Here is a 14,861-nt window from a genome sequence, read left to right on the forward strand (position 1 = left end):
GCTCGACGGCACCGTCGCGCCCGAGACGCTGAGCGCGGTCAAGGGTATCGCTGCCGTGGCCGCTTCCGGCACCAGCGACTGGACCCGCGAACTGCGCCTTGCGCTCGCCAAGCGCGACGGCCCCATCGTGTCGCTCGAGACCCAAACCATCTCGCCGGAACGCTACGTGGTGGAACGCCATCTGTGCATCGACACCACCGCCGCGGGCGGCAACGCCAGCCTGCTGGCGACTGTCGAATAGACTTACCGACCCTGCCGGGCGGCGGATCGAACCGCCGCCCGGCGCTCCCTTATATCCCCGCCCACCATTGGTAGCCACGGTCCTCCCAATAACCGCCCCGGCCGCGGCCGAGGTGGGCGAAGCTCTCCACCAGTTCGACTCGCATCACGTACTTGGCCATCTTGTAGCCGAGTTGGCGTTCGGCCCGCAGCCGCAGTGGGGCGCCGTTGGCAATGGGCAGGTCGGTGCCATTCAGGTCATAGGCCAACAGCGTCTGCGGGTGATACGCCTCGAGCATGTCCAGGCTTTCGTAGTAAGGGTCCGTTCCGTGATAGCGGTCGGCACAATGGAAGACCACGAAGCGAGCTTCGTCGCGCACGCCCACCTGGGCCAACAGATCGCCGAGCACCACGCCTGTCCATTGGCCAATACAGCTCCATCCCTCGACGCAGTCGTGACGGGTGATCTGGGTACGCGAGGGCATGGCCTTGAGTTCGTCGAGCGAGAAGGTCTGTGGCCGTTCGACCAGGCCGTCGATCGTCAAGCGCCAGTCACGGAAGCCATTGGCTGCCAGGCGTCGATAGGCCTCGTTTTGGGGATTGGTGGTGCCGTTGGCGCGAAAGGTGGGGGCGATGTCCTTGGGCGCGTATTCGCGTGCCAGAGATTCGCGAGAGGCCAGTAGACGTTGTGCGCGCTGGGTCAGGGCCTCACCGGCATCGAATAGCCGGCTCATGGTGTCACTGCGTGACAGCCGGTCACAACCGGCCAGCAGCACCGCACTCGTGGCCAGCAGTGAATTCGTCAGAAAACGTCGACGTCGAGGATCGGTCGGTTCATTCATCGCGGGCCTCCTTCTCGGGAGCGGTCTCGGGGGCAGTCTTTGGGAGTAGTACATAGCGCCCGGTGATCATCGAGCGCAGGTTGTTGACGACGCCGGAGACCAGCACCAGCACGATATGAATCAGGAAGAAGCCCACCAACGCGAGAGCACACAGGAAGTGGATCGTGCGTGCGCTCTGACGGCCACCGAAGACATCCAGCAGCCACGGCCAGGTGGCATCCATGGTGGGCGACATGGTCAGCCCGGTGAGTATGATCAGCGGGGTGATCACGAACAGTACCAGCAGATAGGCCAGTTTCTGCAATAGGTTGTAATGACGTGCTTCTTCGCCCTTCGGGAAGCGCAGCCGCAGGTGTTCGTACAAGGTGTGACCAATGCTTCGCCATTCGCGTCGGCGCGGCAACAGGCGCCGTCTTAGCTGACCGCTGATGACCAGATACAGGAGATAGGCGATCAGCATGGGGACGAAGATCCAAGCGGCCAGAAAATGCCATTGGCGACCCGCGGCCAGCCAGCGCGGGCTGGGCAGGGTGATCCAGGCAGGGAAGGCACGTCGTTCACGAGCGTCGCGAGGGCCGGAGACACCCAGTACCCCGGTGGTATCGAAACGATAGGTGCCGACTTGGGTGATGCCGCGCAACTCTCCGTCGTTACCGCTCATGGCACGAATCGATAGTGCCGGGCTGTCGAAATGGGAATCCTTGCCCCAGTACAAGGCGGGGTGGGCGTTGAAGATCTGCAGGCCGCTCATCAGTAATACCAGCAGGCAGACGGCATTTACCCAGTGCCAGACCCGGGTGAACGCACTGTGTCGCTGGATGACCGTCGGTGTCTGACCGCTGTTCGTGCCAAGCCATGTCTTGAAGACACGCATCGCGGAACCCTCCTTCGAGTGAAGATCGAGAAAATGTCGGCCGGTGGGCGGGAATGCCGGCACCGGCCGGCACCGTAAGCCGAGCTTCACATGGCGTCGTCATCCGACATCATGTCGTCTTCTTCCTCCATCATGTGATCTTCTTCTTTCTTCATCTCCTCTTCTTCCATCATGGAGTCTTCCGCCATGGTGTCGCTGCCCATTTCGTCGGTGCTCATGGAATCGTGTTCCATGCTGTCGCCTTCCATGGGCTCGTTCGCCAAGGCGGTAGTCGGCAGCAGCAGGGCAGTTGCTAGCAGAGTGGCAAACAGGGCGGTACGGGATTGGTTTGTCTTCAGGCTCATCTGACACCTCCATTGATCGTCATGGCCGTCGGCGGTGTACCGAAGCGGCAAGTGTCACGCTAAGCGCCTGGCATCGGCGATTCATCACGAACGCATCACAACCCGTCATTGTTTTCGTGATCTTTTCGTGATGCGGGAAGTTGGATTCGGCCCTAGAGTAGGGCCAGATGTATGGAGAGAAGCCCGTGATGCCTTATCGGATCCTGTGTGTCGAAGACAATCCCGAGATTGGCAAGCTGCTGACGGAATCGTTGGCGGCAGCGGACTATGCCTGTGACTGGGTCCGCGATGGCGAAGCGGCGTTGGCACTACTGGCGGCCGAAGCCTCGGGGCTGCGCTATGACCTGGTGATGTTGGATCTGATGTTGCCGGGGGTGGATGGCCTGGAGGTTTGCCGCCGGCTGCGTCGCTGTGACAGTCTGACGCCGGTATTGATGGTCACCGCCAAGGCGGCGATTCGCGATGTGGTGGTGGGTCTGGAGATCGGCGCCGACGATTACATTACCAAGCCTTTCGCCATGCCGATCCTGATGGCTCGGGTCCAGGCCCTGTTACGCCGAGGTGGTCAGCAACAGACGGGTGCCGATGACGGCATCGTTGCCACTCCGCCGTTGGTATGCGGCCCATTAGCCATCGATGTCGACCAGCATCGCGTGTCGCTGGAAGGAAAACCGGTTCAGCTCACTGGCAAGGAATTTGCGCTACTTTCGTTGTTCGCCCGCCATCCCGGGCACAGTTTCACGCGCGGTGAACTGCTGGACAAGGTGTGGGGTGAAGAATTCGATGGCTATGACCATACCGTGAATACCCACATCAATCGCCTGCGTGGCAAGATTGAAACCGACCCGGCCAAGCCACGCTTCATCCAGACCGTTTGGGGCGTCGGTTATCGATTCGCCGGTGACGAACCGCCATGAGAGTGCTGATCCACAAGGCCGCCCGTCTGGGACGCAGTCTTTATGCGCGTATCGCTCTAGTCTATCTCACCAGCCTGCTGCTGCTGTCGGTGGCTGTTGCCTGGATCGCCATCAGCCAGTTCAACCAACTCGCCCGGGAATTCCAGCAGCGGATGGAAATCGACCTGGCCAAGAATCTCGCTCAGGTCATGCAGCCGGCATTGCGGCAAGGTGTCGACAGCACTGCCGCCCGCGACATGGCCCACCATATCCTGTCGATCAATCCCTCGCTGTCACTCTATGTGCTCGATGAAAACGGACGGGTGATCGCCGACTATGCCGACTCTGCCTGCGGGTTGGGGCAGCGGGTGGATCCCGGGGCACTGGAAACCTTGCTGGGAGAGGAGCCGATGCTGCCGGTGCTGACGACAGCCCCTTGCGGTGACGATCCCGGGATCTTCTCCGTGGCGTCTATCCGCCATGGCGAGCAACGCCGTTCCGGTTATCTGTACGTCGATCTAGCCAATGCCGGCCAAGCATCGATGTTCGCCATGTTACGCACCAGTTCCATTACCCGCACCTTGATGGCCGCTGGGTTGATAGCACTATTGGTCTCCGGCATTTTCGGTCTGGTGTGGTTTGCGCTGATGACTCGAAACTTCTCGCGTTTGACGGCAGCGGTGCAACGCTTCGCCGAAGGCGACTACGGGCAGCGTATCGTTGCACCTCGCGATGATGAACTCGGACGCCTCGCCAAGGCCTTCAACGATATGGCAGGAACCATCGATGCTCAGCTTCAGGCTTTGCACGAGACTGACCGGCAGCGTCGCGAACTGATCGCCAACCTCTCGCATGATTTCCGCACTCCGTTGACCTCGCTACGCGGATACGCCGAACAGTTGCTCTCCCAAGAGGCGGGCCTGGATGTGGAGCGGCGGGGGACCCTGACCGCGATTCTCGATAATGTCGATCGCCTGACCCGACTTGCCGAGCAGCTCTCGACATTGGCACGGCTGGACGCTGACGACAGGCCGCTTCAGCGCGAGCCTTTCTCGTTGTCCGAGCTGGCCCACGATATCGTCGGCAAGTTCCAGTATCAGGCACACCAGGCAGGTGTCACCCTGAAGGCGGTCTGCGATCCCGAGCTACCGTGGGTCGATGCGGATCTGGGGCTGATCGACCGGCTATTGTCCAACCTGCTCGACAATGCGTTGCATGCCACCGCCTCCGGCGGTTGGGTGCGACTGGAAGCTGAACCACTAACGGATGGTGTGTGTCTGGCGGTCGTCGATAACGGCGTGGGTATCGATGCGGAGGAATTACCCATGGTGACCCAGCGTTTCTATCGCACCCGAGCCGGTCTCGCTCGTGGAGAGGGATCGGGGTTGGGACTGTCGATCGTGCGTGAAATTTGTGAACGCCATGGTACGCAGTTGAAGATAGAGAGTCGCCCTGGTGAGGGCACCAAAGTGAGCCTGGTACTGCCTTTGGCAGGATTCACGAAAATTTGAAGATAGCATGTTGCGTCGCAACAAAAGCTTTGCTATGTTGCATTGCAGCAGAGAGCATATTGCTTTCTTTATCGCAACCCTATGGAGGTGATCCATGAGCAACGCGACTCTCGACCAAGCGACTCAGCAATTCGAATCCCTGTTCTTCGCTCCGGCACGTTCCTATGCGGCGCTGAGCCTGGACTACACCGAGAAACTGCTGGCCGCTCAGTTCGATGCCGTCAAGGCTTATTCCGACGTCAGCCTGAGCCAGGCTCGTGCCGCTCTCGACATCAAGGATGCCGAAGGGCTGCGCAGCTACGTCGAAGGCCAGCAGAAGGCTGCCCAAGATCTTAGCGAGCGTCTCAAGGACGATGCCGAGAAAGTCGTGGCCATGAACCAGGAGTTCGTGCAGAAGAGCCAGAAGCTGGCAGAGGACAACCTCAAGGCAGCGTCCAAGAGCACTACCAAGACGACCGCCAAGTAAGCAGTACACGCCTGCTCAACAGGCAATGAATACCAAGCCGTCGCCCATTGGGCGACGGCTTGTTTTTTATCTAGCGCTCCACTCGGTTCGATTCACGGACGACAGACGAAGTAGTCGTTCTGTACATCGTGCTCGAGTTGGTGAACCTGCACGTCACTGAACCCAGCCTTGTGAAAGTATTCCAACGCCCGTTCGCGCCCCCACATGGTGCCTAGACCTTCGCCACCCTGGGCTAGCGAAACGGTCATGCAATGGGTGACCGAGACAGCGTACAGTAGGGTACCCAGTGGGTGGTCTCGGTCTTGATGGTGATGGCTCGAAGCATGGATGTCCTGAGCGATGTAGACGCCATTTGGCGCCAGGCTGCGGCGGATGCCACGTAACAGATTGAGAGGTTTGGCCTGATCGTGAATGCCGTCGAAGGTGGTGATCAGATCGAAGGCTTCCGGCTCTGCCGTGGTGTCGAAGTCGCTCAGGTCGCGAACTTCGAAGCGCAGGTTATCGAGCCCGGCTTCGGTGGCGTGGGCTTGCCCCCAGGCAACGGCTTCCTGCGACAGGTCGTAGCCGGTGAAGCGGCTGGCCGGGAAGCGTTCTGCCATCATCAACAAGGCGCGCCCGCGACCACAGGCACAGTCCAAGACTCGAATGCCGCTTTCGAGTCGCGCGATCAACCCTGGCGACATGGGCAGAATGTCATCGAACAGTGCCGGCAATACTGTCTGTGCACTGTCGCTGGCCATGATTTCGTGGAAGCGGGGGTAGCGAGAGTAAGGCACACCGCCGCCTTCGCGAAAGCAGCGTACGATATCGTCCTCGACGGCGCCCAACAGGCCGAAAAACTGCGAGTAGACCGCCAGGTTGAAGGGGCCGCGGTCGGTCAGTAACGTCGCGTGGGCTTCGGGCAACCAATAGCGGTGGGTGTTGGGATCGATCTCGACGATACCGCCAACGACCATGCCACCCAGCCATTCACGCACGTAGCGCTCATCGAGACTGGCGCGTTCGGCCAATTCATGGCTGGTCATGGGCGGCTGACCGGCTAATGTCTCATAGAGACCGGTACGGTGACCGATCGACATCAGCAGCATCAGCCCACTTTCATTGAGAGCGTGGAGCAGCCGTGCCTCGAAGGCGTCGACATCATGATGGGTAGTGGTAGTGGTAGTGGTAGTAGAGGTAGGGGGAGCGATGATATCGCACATGGTAACTCCTTACGTGATTGTTGTTGGTGGTGGGTGCAAGGAGAACACTACTGCTCGGCAAGTGAGTGGACTAAAGTGAATTGCGACGCAAACGAGAGTTTTCTGCCATGCTCCAGCCTCCGGTGATGACGATCGCCTTGCTTGCCACCCGTGAAGCGACGGCATCCACGCTCTATGGCCTGTACGATTTATTCAGTTCGGCGGGGCGCGACTGGGAGATCGTGATGCATGGCCGTCCGGGTCGGGCACTGCTCGAGCCGCTGATCGTCTCGGTGGATGGCCAAGGGTACCGTGCGGGCAATGGTGCCTGGATTCAGCCTGATGCCAAGCTCGCCGACTGTGCCGCTCTCTCGGCTATCTGCATTCCCGACCTGATGGTTGCCCCAGATGAACCGCTGTCAGGGCATTATGACGCCGAAATCGAATGGTTGCGGGCCCGTCATGCACAAGGCGTGCTGCTCGCAGCAGCATGTACCGGCGCCCTGATTTTTGCCGAGGCGGGATTACTCGATGGCCGTGACGCCACTACCCATTGGGCTTATTGCGACACCCTTGCCAAGCGTCATCCCAAGGTTCGCGTGCATGCCCATCGGGCACTGGTGGCGACCGGAGAGGGCGAGCGTATCCTCATGGCGGGAGGCGGAACCTCGTGGCTGGACCTGGCGCTGTTCCTGGTGGCGCGGCTGGTGGGTACCGAAGAAGCCATGCACCTCGCTCGCCTATACCTTATCGACTGGCATCGCGAGGGTCAGCGCCCCTATGCGGCGTTGACGACCTCGCGTCAGGTCGAGGATGCCGTGATCGCCAAGGCCCAGGTCTGGGCCGCACAGCACTATGACACTCCCACGCCGGTATGCACCATGATGCAGCTCAGTGGCCTGACCGAGCGCTCCTTCAAGCGGCGTTTCAAACTCGCCACTGGCATGACGCCGATGGAGTACGTGCACACGCTGCGCCTTGAGGAAGCCAAGCAGTACCTGGAAACCACCGACGAGCCGGTCGAGGCGATCGCCGAACGGGTCGGCTATGCCGACGCCAGCTTCTTTCGGCGCTTGTTCGGTCGGCGTGTCGGTCTGACCCCCAGCCAGTACCGTCGCCGTTTTCGTAGCATGCGCCTGGCCATGCAGTGAAGGTCTAGCTACGACTTGAAAGCAAGGCCACTCGGCAAACCTGCGGATTCAGGCCGTCTCGTCCACCGGTTCCTCTTCGTCCTCGGGTTCGGTGGATGCCACGGGAAGCGCTGGTGGCTGCCAGTGCTCGGTAGTGAAGGAGCGGTCGATCTGCATGCGTTCGGCGACCATATCGACGAAGCTGCGTACCTTGGGCGAGATGAGGCGTCCCCCCGGGAATACGGCATTGAGCTCGACTTCCGGGCCCGACCAGCCTTCCAGAACGCGGAGCAGGCGTCCTTCCTGTGGCCCCCAACAGGCCACGATTTCGCTGGCCAGCATCAAGCCATGACCTTCGATGAGTAAACGCCTCAACACGAAGGGGTCATTGGCCACGGCGATGGGGTCGATGGCGACTTCTTCGTGGCGCGAGCCGTTTTGTAGTTGCCAGAAATAGCGGTGATTGCGCTGGTCGGTGGATTTCGCCAATACCGGATGAAAGGCCAGGTCCGCCGGCTGGCGTGGTTCCCCGTGACGGGTGATGTAGTTCTCGCTGGCGTAGACGAACGAGCGATAGCTGGCCAAGGGGCGGGCGACCAGGCTGGAATCCGGCAAGGGGCCGACCCGCAGCGCCACATCGATCTGGTTGGCAACCAGATCAAGACGCTCGTTCGACAATACCAGATCGATCTTGACCTCGGGGTACAACAGGCGGAAGTCGCGGATCAGGGTCGAAGTGAATTCGGTGCACATCGTGAAGGGAGCCGTGACCCGCAGCCAGCCACGTGGGCTGCCTTCGAGTCGATGCACGGCGCTTTCCGCTTCCCCCAGGTCTTGGGCGATGCGATTGCAATACTCGAAGTAGACAGCGCCGGCCTCGGTCAGGCTCAGCTTGCGGGTCGTGCGGTTCAATAACCGTGCGCCCAGACGTTGCTCCAGTTCCTGGACCTTGCGGCTTACCGTGGTCTTGGGAATGCGCAGCAACTTCGATGCGGCGGTAAAACTTCCTTGTTCCACGACCTTGGCGAAAATCAAGACGTCGTTGAGATCCTGCGACATGTCATTGTCCTTTCTCCGTGCATGCGTGTCCGGGGAGGAATATCACGTAAAGGCGGGTTGCACGGCGACTATCCCGTCAATGGAACAGTATTTCCCTCAAAACCCGACTAATCAAGTCATCTTAATCGCTTTATCTTCTTTCACCTCACCAGCGCCGATGATGTCGATTTCACGCCCTAGCCAACGACTAAGGGCATGAAGGCTATTGATTCATACCTACCACAAACTGATCGGCGTTGGCATAGAAGATAAGCGAAGGCTCAAGAGGGGCACTCATGAACGTCCACAAGATGTTCCATCATTCGAGCTCCAGGCGAATGCGCATGGTTATCCCCATGCTGCTGGGGTTTGCTTTTCTGGCAGGTTGCGATACCCAGGCGGACAGTGCGCAGCAACAGCCGCCACCACCTGAAGTCAGCGTAGCCGAGGTGGTAGTGAAGGATGTGCGGTTCTGGGATGAATTCACCGGCCATATCGAGGCGGTGGAAACGGTGGAACTGCGTCCACGTGTGTCCGGCTATATCGAACGCATCAATTACACCGAGGGCCAGGTCGTCGACGAGGGCGATGTGCTGTTCGTGATCGATCAGCGTCCGTATCGTGCCGAGCTGGCTCGTGCTGAAGCCGATCTCCAGCGTGCCCAGGCGCGAGCCGAGTTGGCCCGTGCCGAGGCCGCCAGGGCGGAAACGTTGGCACAGACCCGCGCTATCTCTCGTGAGGAGCTGGATCAGCGTCGTGCGGCGTCGGCCGAGGCCGAAGCCGACGTGCTGGCGGCGCGCGCCGTGGTCGAGACGGCAAGCCTGAACATGGAGTACACCGAGGTACGTGCCCCGATCGCTGGCCGCACCGGGCGGGCTCTGGTCACTGCCGGCAACCTGGTGTCCGACTCCACACCGCTGACCAGCATCGTTTCCCTTGACCAGGTTCATGTGCATTTCTTCGCCGACGAGCAGAGCTATCTGCGCTATGGCGCCATGGAGCGGTCAGGGGAGCGCCCCAGCTCACGGGAGGAACGCACGCCGGTACGCGTCGGGCTGGCTTCCGATGTCGGCTATCCGTATGAAGGCGAGGTGGACTTCGTCGACAACCAGCTCGACTCCTCGGCGGGAACCATTCTGATGCGTGCCGTACTCGACAACCGCGATGGACGCTTTGCGCCAGGCATGTTCGCGCGCGTGCAACTACGTGGCAAAGGCTTCGGCGATGCCATGCTGGTCGATGACAAGGCGGTGTTGACCGACCAGGACCGCAAGTATGTCTATGTCGTCGATGACCAGGGCGTCGCCGTGCGCAAGGACATCAAGCTCGGGCGCATGGCGGAGGGGCTGCGCGTGATTGAGTCAGGGCTCCAGCCCGGCGACCGCGTGGTGGTTCGCGGTGCGCAGCGCATCTTCTTTCCAGGGATGCCGGTGGCCGCGCAAAGCGTCGATATGAGTGATCCCCAACCGACGGTCGATCTTACGGCCGCTCACTGACGGCTGTTGCCGTTGATGTGTTTCCCGGGGCGGGCGCTAAGGCTTGTCCGAAAACTGTCTGCGCTCGCCCATACGGCGTTAAAAATCAGCTCAAAATGCTCATTTACAACCACGTAAACTCCGCTTTTTCGCTGATTTTTGCCTTGTCTGGCCATCGCTCGACGACTTTTCGGACAAGCCTAAAAAAAGATGCTCGCCCCGATGACGGAGTATTGCCATGGACTTCGCGAAATTTTTCATCGACCGCCCGATCTTCGCCGCGGTGCTGTCGATTCTCCTCTTCATCGCGGGTGCGATCACCATACCGCTGCTGCCGGTCAGCGAATACCCGGACGTGGTGCCGCCTTCGGTGGTGGTGCGCACGGTCTATCCTGGCGCCAATCCCAAGGTCATTGCCGAAACCGTCGCCACGCCGCTGGAGGAAGAGATCAACGGCGTCGAGGACATGATGTACCTCAAGTCGGTGGCCGGCTCCGATGGTGTGTTGCAGATGACCGTGACCTTTCGCCCCGGTACCGATCCGGACGATGCGGCGGTCAAGGTGCAGAATCGGGTCAACCAAGCGCTGGCACGGCTGCCCGAGGACGTACGCCGGCAGGGCGTGACGACGCAGAAGCAGTCACCGACGTTCCTGATGGTGGTGCATCTGACATCAGAGGACGGCCGTTACGACACCCTGTACCTGCGCAACTATGCCCGTCTGCACGTCAAGGACGCGCTGGCGCGTATTCAGGGTGTCGGTGACGCGCAGATCTTCGGTGGCGGCGATTACGCCATGCGCGCCTGGCTCGATCCGAACAAGATTGCCGCGCGCGGGCTCACGGCCGGCGACGTGGTGAGGGCGATGCGCGAGCAGAATGTGCAGGTTTCGGCTGGCCAGCTCGGCGCCGAGCCGATGCCCGACAGCGACTTCCTGACCCTGATCAACGCTCAGGGCCGTCTAACCACCGAGCAGGAGTTCAGCGACATCGTGGTCAAGAGCGGCGCCGACGGAGAACTCGTGCGTTTGGCCGATGTCGCTCGTCTGGAACTGGGCGCCGGCGACTATACCTTGCGCTCGAAGCTGGACGGCAATGACGCGGTCGCTATCGGCGTCTTCCAGGCACCGGGGGCGAATGCGCTGGAGATCCAGGAAAACGTCATCGCCACCATGGACGAGCTGGCCCAGTGGTTCCCCGAGGGAGTCGAATACGAGGCGGTGTACGATACCACCATCTTCGTGCGCGACTCGATCGAGGCTGTGGTCAAGACCCTGCTGGAGGCGGTGCTACTGGTGGTGCTGGTGGTCACGCTGTTCCTGCAGACCTGGCGCGCGTCGATCATTCCGCTGATCGCGGTGCCGGTGTCGGTAGTGGGCACCTTCGCCGCGCTCTATCTGCTGGGTTTCTCGATCAATACCCTGACCTTGTTCGGCCTGGTGCTTGCGATCGGTATCGTGGTCGACGACGCGATCGTGGTGGTGGAGAACGTCGAGCGCAACATCGAAGAAGGATTGACACCGCTTGCCGCCGCGCACCAGGCGATGAAGGAAGTGAGCGGGCCGATCATCGCCATCGGCCTGGTACTGTGCGCGGTGTTCGTGCCGATGGCGTTCCTGTCCGGTGTCACTGGGCAGTTCTACCGTCAGTTCGCGGCGACTATCGCCATCTCCACGGTGATCTCCACGATCAACTCGTTGACCTTGTCTCCGGCGCTGGCGGCGATGCTGCTCAAGCCCCACGATGCGCCCAAGGACCGTATGACCCGCTTGATCGACCTGCTGTTCGGCTGGGTATTCCGTCCTTTCAACCGCTTCTTCGGCAGCAGCTCGGCAAAGTACCAGGGGGCAATTTCACGCATCCTGGGCCGGCGTGGGGCGGTATTCGTGGTGTATGCGTTGCTGCTGGTCGCGACCGGGGTGATGTTCAATGCGGTGCCGCCGGGCTTCATCCCGACCCAGGACAAGCAGTACCTGATTGCCGGCGTCATGCTGCCGGAAGGGGCTTCGCTGTCGCGCACCGATGCGATGCTGAGCCAGGTTGGCGAGCTCGCCATGGAGACTGAGGGTGTGACGCACTCGATCGCCTTTCCGGGGCTCAATGCCCTGCAGTTCACCAATACGCCCAATAACGGTGTGGTGTTCCTGACCTTGGCGCCATTCGCTGAGCGCGACCGCACAGCGGCCGAGATCAACGCCGAGATCAACCAGAAAATCGCTGGCCTGCAGGAAGGCTTCGCGTTCGCGTTCATGCCACCGCCGATTCTTGGCCTCGGCAACGGCAACGGCTGGCAGATGTTCATCGAGGACCGGGCGGGTCTCGGCTACGGCGAGTTGCAGAGCGCGGTGCAGGCGTTCCAGGGGGCTATTGCGCAGACGCCGGGGATGGGCTTCCCGATTACCAGCTACCAGGCCAACGTGCCGCAGCTCAACGCCGAAGTCGACCGAATCAAGGCCAAGGCCCAAGGGGTACCGCTGACGGAGTTGTTCGATACACTGCAGACCTATCTTGGTTCGACCTATGTCAACGACTTCAACCAGTTCGGCCGCACCTGGCAAGTGATCGCTCAAGCCGATGCCCCTTACCGTGACAGCGTCGAGGATATCGCCAACCTGCGTACCCGCAACGAGCGCGGCGAGATGGTGCCGATCGGTTCGATGGTGCAGATCAGTCAGACCTTCGGGCCGGACCCGGTGCTGCGCTACAACGGCTATCCCGCCGCCGATCTGGCCGGCGAAGCGGACCCGCGTGTGCTGTCCTCGGCGCAGGCGATGGACACGCTGAGCGAACTCGCCGCCGAGGTTCTGCCCGGTGGCATGACCTTCGAGTGGACCGATCTGAGCTTCCAGCAGGCTACCCAGGGCAACGCCGCGCTGGTGGTGTTCCCACTCTCGGTGTTGCTAGTGTTCCTGGCCCTGGCCGCGCTCTACGAGAGCTGGACCCTGCCGCTGGCAGTGATCCTGATCGTGCCGATGTGCATGCTCTCCGCACTGCTCGGGGTACGGTTCATGGGGGGCGACAACAACATCTTCGTTCAGGTCGGGTTGGTGGTATTGATCGGCTTGGCGTGTAAGAACGCCATCCTGATCGTCGAGTTTGCCCGAGAGCTGGAGATGCAAGGGCGAGGCATCATCGAAGCGGCGCTTGAGGCCTGCCGTCTGCGTCTGCGGCCGATCATCATGACCTCGATCACCTTCACCGCGGCGGTGGTGCCACTGATGCTGGGTAGTGGCGCCGGTTCGGAAGTGCGCCAGGCGCTCGGTGTGGCGGTGTTCGCCGGTATGCTTGGCGTCACGCTGTTCGGTCTGTTCCTGACGCCGGTGTTCTACGTGGCGTTGCGTAAGCTGGCCGAGCGCTTCCGTCGGGCGCCGCAGGAAACCCTGCCAGCGGAGGGCGAATACCGTGCGTAAGCTACTGCCTATCTCCTTGTCGCTGCTGCTCACGGCTTGTGCCGTGGGCCCCGACTACCAGTCGCCCGAGCTGCCGGAACCTCAATCGCTAGTACGCGCCGATACTTCGCTGTATGCCACCGAACCGGTGGAAGCCGAGTTCTGGCAGCGTTTCGATGATCCACTGCTGACGCAACTGGTAGACGACACTCTGGTCACCAATCATGATCTGCGTGTTGCCCTGGCTCGTTACGATCGCAGCCGTGCCTTGCTACGTGAATCGCGGCAGAACCTGACACCTGACATCACGGCGGAGGCCGGGATAGCGAATCAGCGCTTGAGTGCCGACCAGATGCCGGGTGTGTCACGAGCCGAGCGTGACGGCGACAGTTTCGATGCCGGGATCTCGGCCTTCTGGGAGCTGGATGTCTTCGGTCGCGTGCGACGTAGCGTCGAGGCCCAACGCGCCGAGAGCGAAGCCACGGCTGCTGATCTGCGCGCCTTGCAGGTGGTGGTGGTCGCCGAATTGGTCGATAGCTACTTCCAATTGCGCGGATTGCAGGAGCAGCTTCGGGTCGCACGGGCCAACGCCGACAACCAACGCGAGTCGCTGGAACTGGTGGATGCGCGCCTTGCTGCGGGACGCGGTATCGAGTTCGACAGCGTTCGCGCCCGGGCACAGCTCGAAACCACACTATCGCGAATTCCGGCACTCGAAGGCGAGATCGCTGCACTGACGCATCGTATCGCGGTGTTATCCGGCAAGGAGCCCGGTGCTCTGGTCACCGTGCTGGAAGCGCCGGCACCATTGCCGGCGTTGCCTGACCGGGTCGCCACTGGTTTGCCCGGAGAACTGCTGCGCCGCCGTCCCGATATCGCCGCCGCCGAGCGGCGTCTGGAGGTTGCCAGTGCGAGAATCGGCGTTGCCACTGCGGATCTCTATCCGCGTTTCACCCTGAGTGGATTACTGGGGACCCATGCGGCCAATACCGATGATCTGTTCAGCCGTGATAGCGAGACACGGCTGATCGCGCTGGGCATTGATTGGTCGTTCCTCGACATCGGCCGTGTGCGGGCACGCATGGCGGCTGCTGATGCCGACGCCGAAGCCAACCTCGCCCGCTATGAACAGGCGATCCTGTTGGCCCTGGAGGAAACCGAAACCGCCATGGCACGCTACGCCCAAGCGCGGCGTGAGCGCGAGCACCTGCAGGATGCCGCCGAAGCCAGCGCTGAAGCAGCACGTCAGGCACGCCAACGCTTCGAGGTCGGCGTTGTCGATTTCCTGCAGGTCATCGATGCCGAGCGTTCGCGGCTCGAGATCGAGGATAGCCTGGCGCGCAGCCACACCCGTACCGCCACGGCCCTGGTCGGGCTCTACAAGGCTCTGGCCGGTGGTTGGGAGGAAATGCCGGTCGGTACTGCCGAAGTGCCAAGCTACGAAGACGCGGGATGACGTGATAGGGGCAGGAATAGAAAAATAGAAAAAAGCAGCCG

13 protein-coding genes are annotated in these 14,861 nt (G+C 61.3%); 8 read left to right on the forward strand and 5 right to left on the reverse strand.

The window, feature by feature from the left end:
- Window positions 1–241 (forward strand): pyrroline-5-carboxylate dehydrogenase (locus L861_RS25085; RefSeq protein WP_035568622.1); only part of this gene is annotated, 241 nt, incomplete at its 5' end.
- 49 nt (window positions 242–290) lie between these two features.
- Here L861_RS25085 and L861_RS16025 read toward each other — a convergent pair.
- From L861_RS16025 to L861_RS16035, 3 genes are all read right to left on the reverse strand, one after another.
- Complete coding sequence (locus L861_RS16025) at window positions 291–1,061, reverse strand: molybdopterin-binding protein (RefSeq protein ID WP_016417678.1); 771 nt, start codon at window positions 1,059–1,061, stop codon at window positions 291–293.
- Window positions 1,054–1,935, reverse strand: coding sequence for a cytochrome b/b6 domain-containing protein (locus L861_RS16030; RefSeq protein ID WP_016417679.1), 882 nt, complete (start codon window positions 1,933–1,935; stop codon window positions 1,054–1,056). Before L861_RS16030 ends, L861_RS16025 begins: the two co-directional genes overlap by 8 nt.
- Window positions 1,936–2,021: 86 nt before the next feature.
- Window positions 2,022–2,279, reverse strand: a complete 258-nt coding sequence (locus L861_RS16035; protein WP_016417680.1) for a hypothetical protein — start codon at window positions 2,277–2,279, stop codon at window positions 2,022–2,024.
- 188 nt (window positions 2,280–2,467) lie between these two features.
- Here L861_RS16035 and L861_RS16040 point away from each other — a divergent pair, with 188 nt between their 5' ends.
- The 3 genes from L861_RS16040 to L861_RS16050 all read left to right on the forward strand — a co-directional run bounded on the left by L861_RS16040 (window position 2,468) and on the right by L861_RS16050 (window position 5,152).
- Window positions 2,468–3,196 carry a response regulator transcription factor gene (locus L861_RS16040; protein WP_016417681.1) on the forward strand — a complete coding sequence of 243 codons (729 nt, stop codon included), beginning with the start codon at window positions 2,468–2,470 and terminating at the stop codon, window positions 3,194–3,196.
- A complete protein-coding gene (locus L861_RS16045; RefSeq protein ID WP_016417682.1) occupies window positions 3,193–4,686 on the forward strand; it encodes a sensor histidine kinase in 1,494 nt (497 codons plus the stop codon). Before L861_RS16040 ends, L861_RS16045 begins: the two co-directional genes overlap by 4 nt.
- Before the next feature lie 94 nt (window positions 4,687–4,780).
- Window positions 4,781–5,152 (forward strand): phasin family protein, encoded by a 372-nt coding sequence (locus L861_RS16050; RefSeq protein WP_016417683.1) that lies wholly within the window; start codon window positions 4,781–4,783, stop codon window positions 5,150–5,152.
- Between the two features lie 92 nt (window positions 5,153–5,244).
- Here L861_RS16050 and L861_RS16055 read toward each other — a convergent pair whose 3' ends face one another.
- Window positions 5,245–6,354 carry a class I SAM-dependent methyltransferase gene (locus L861_RS16055; protein WP_016417684.1) on the reverse strand — a complete coding sequence of 370 codons (1,110 nt, stop codon included), beginning with the start codon at window positions 6,352–6,354 and terminating at the stop codon, window positions 5,245–5,247.
- 107 nt (window positions 6,355–6,461) lie between these two features.
- Here L861_RS16055 and L861_RS16060 point away from each other — a divergent pair, with 107 nt between their 5' ends.
- On the forward strand, window positions 6,462–7,484 hold the full coding sequence (locus tag L861_RS16060) for a GlxA family transcriptional regulator (RefSeq protein ID WP_016417685.1): 1,023 nt from the start codon (window positions 6,462–6,464) through the stop codon (window positions 7,482–7,484).
- 48 nt (window positions 7,485–7,532) lie between these two features.
- On the opposite strand, the gene L861_RS16065 is transcribed toward L861_RS16060, so the two are convergent.
- Window positions 7,533–8,522, reverse strand: coding sequence for a LysR family transcriptional regulator (locus tag L861_RS16065; protein ID WP_016417686.1), 990 nt, complete (start codon window positions 8,520–8,522; stop codon window positions 7,533–7,535).
- A gap of 290 nt (window positions 8,523–8,812) precedes the next feature.
- Here L861_RS16065 and L861_RS16070 point away from each other — a divergent pair, with 290 nt between their 5' ends.
- The 3 genes from L861_RS16070 (at window position 8,813) to L861_RS16080 (ending at window position 14,820) form a co-directional block, all read left to right on the forward strand.
- Window positions 8,813–9,997: an efflux RND transporter periplasmic adaptor subunit gene (locus L861_RS16070; RefSeq protein ID WP_371827892.1), complete on the forward strand. Its 1,185-nt coding sequence runs from the start codon at window positions 8,813–8,815 to the stop codon at window positions 9,995–9,997.
- Window positions 9,998–10,214: 217 nt separating this feature from the next.
- The gene (locus tag L861_RS16075) at window positions 10,215–13,385 is read left to right on the forward strand and encodes an efflux RND transporter permease subunit (protein WP_016417688.1); all 3,171 of its coding nucleotides are present in this window, start codon (window positions 10,215–10,217) and stop codon (window positions 13,383–13,385) included.
- Window positions 13,378–14,820: an efflux transporter outer membrane subunit gene (locus tag L861_RS16080; RefSeq protein WP_016417689.1), complete on the forward strand. Its 1,443-nt coding sequence runs from the start codon at window positions 13,378–13,380 to the stop codon at window positions 14,818–14,820. Before L861_RS16075 ends, L861_RS16080 begins: the two co-directional genes overlap by 8 nt.
- Window positions 14,821–14,861 lie beyond the last annotated feature (41 nt).

Source organism: Litchfieldella anticariensis FP35 = DSM 16096 (assembly GCF_000409775.1).
Lineage (GTDB): Bacteria > Pseudomonadota > Gammaproteobacteria > Pseudomonadales > Halomonadaceae > Litchfieldella > Litchfieldella anticariensis.

Bases quoted from the DNA above. Each gene is read 5' to 3' on its own strand.
- L861_RS16025 (WP_016417678.1), bottom strand. From the start codon at position 1,061: ATGAATGAACCGACCGATCCTCGACGTCGACGTTTTCTGACGAATTCA.
- L861_RS16030 (WP_016417679.1), bottom strand. From the start codon at position 1,935: ATGCGTGTCTTCAAGACATGGCTTGGCACGAACAGCGGTCAGACACCG.
- L861_RS16035 (WP_016417680.1), bottom strand. From the start codon at position 2,279: ATGAGCCTGAAGACAAACCAATCCCGTACCGCCCTGTTTGCCACTCTG.
- L861_RS16040 (WP_016417681.1), top strand. From the start codon at position 2,468: ATGCCTTATCGGATCCTGTGTGTCGAAGACAATCCCGAGATTGGCAAG.
- L861_RS16045 (WP_016417682.1), top strand. From the start codon at position 3,193: ATGAGAGTGCTGATCCACAAGGCCGCCCGTCTGGGACGCAGTCTTTAT.
- L861_RS16050 (WP_016417683.1), top strand. From the start codon at position 4,781: ATGAGCAACGCGACTCTCGACCAAGCGACTCAGCAATTCGAATCCCTG.
- L861_RS16055 (WP_016417684.1), bottom strand. From the start codon at position 6,354: ATGTGCGATATCATCGCTCCCCCTACCTCTACTACCACTACCACTACC.
- L861_RS16060 (WP_016417685.1), top strand. From the start codon at position 6,462: ATGCTCCAGCCTCCGGTGATGACGATCGCCTTGCTTGCCACCCGTGAA.
- L861_RS16065 (WP_016417686.1), bottom strand. From the start codon at position 8,522: ATGTCGCAGGATCTCAACGACGTCTTGATTTTCGCCAAGGTCGTGGAA.
- L861_RS16070 (WP_371827892.1), top strand. From the start codon at position 8,813: ATGTTCCATCATTCGAGCTCCAGGCGAATGCGCATGGTTATCCCCATG.
- L861_RS16075 (WP_016417688.1), top strand. From the start codon at position 10,215: ATGGACTTCGCGAAATTTTTCATCGACCGCCCGATCTTCGCCGCGGTG.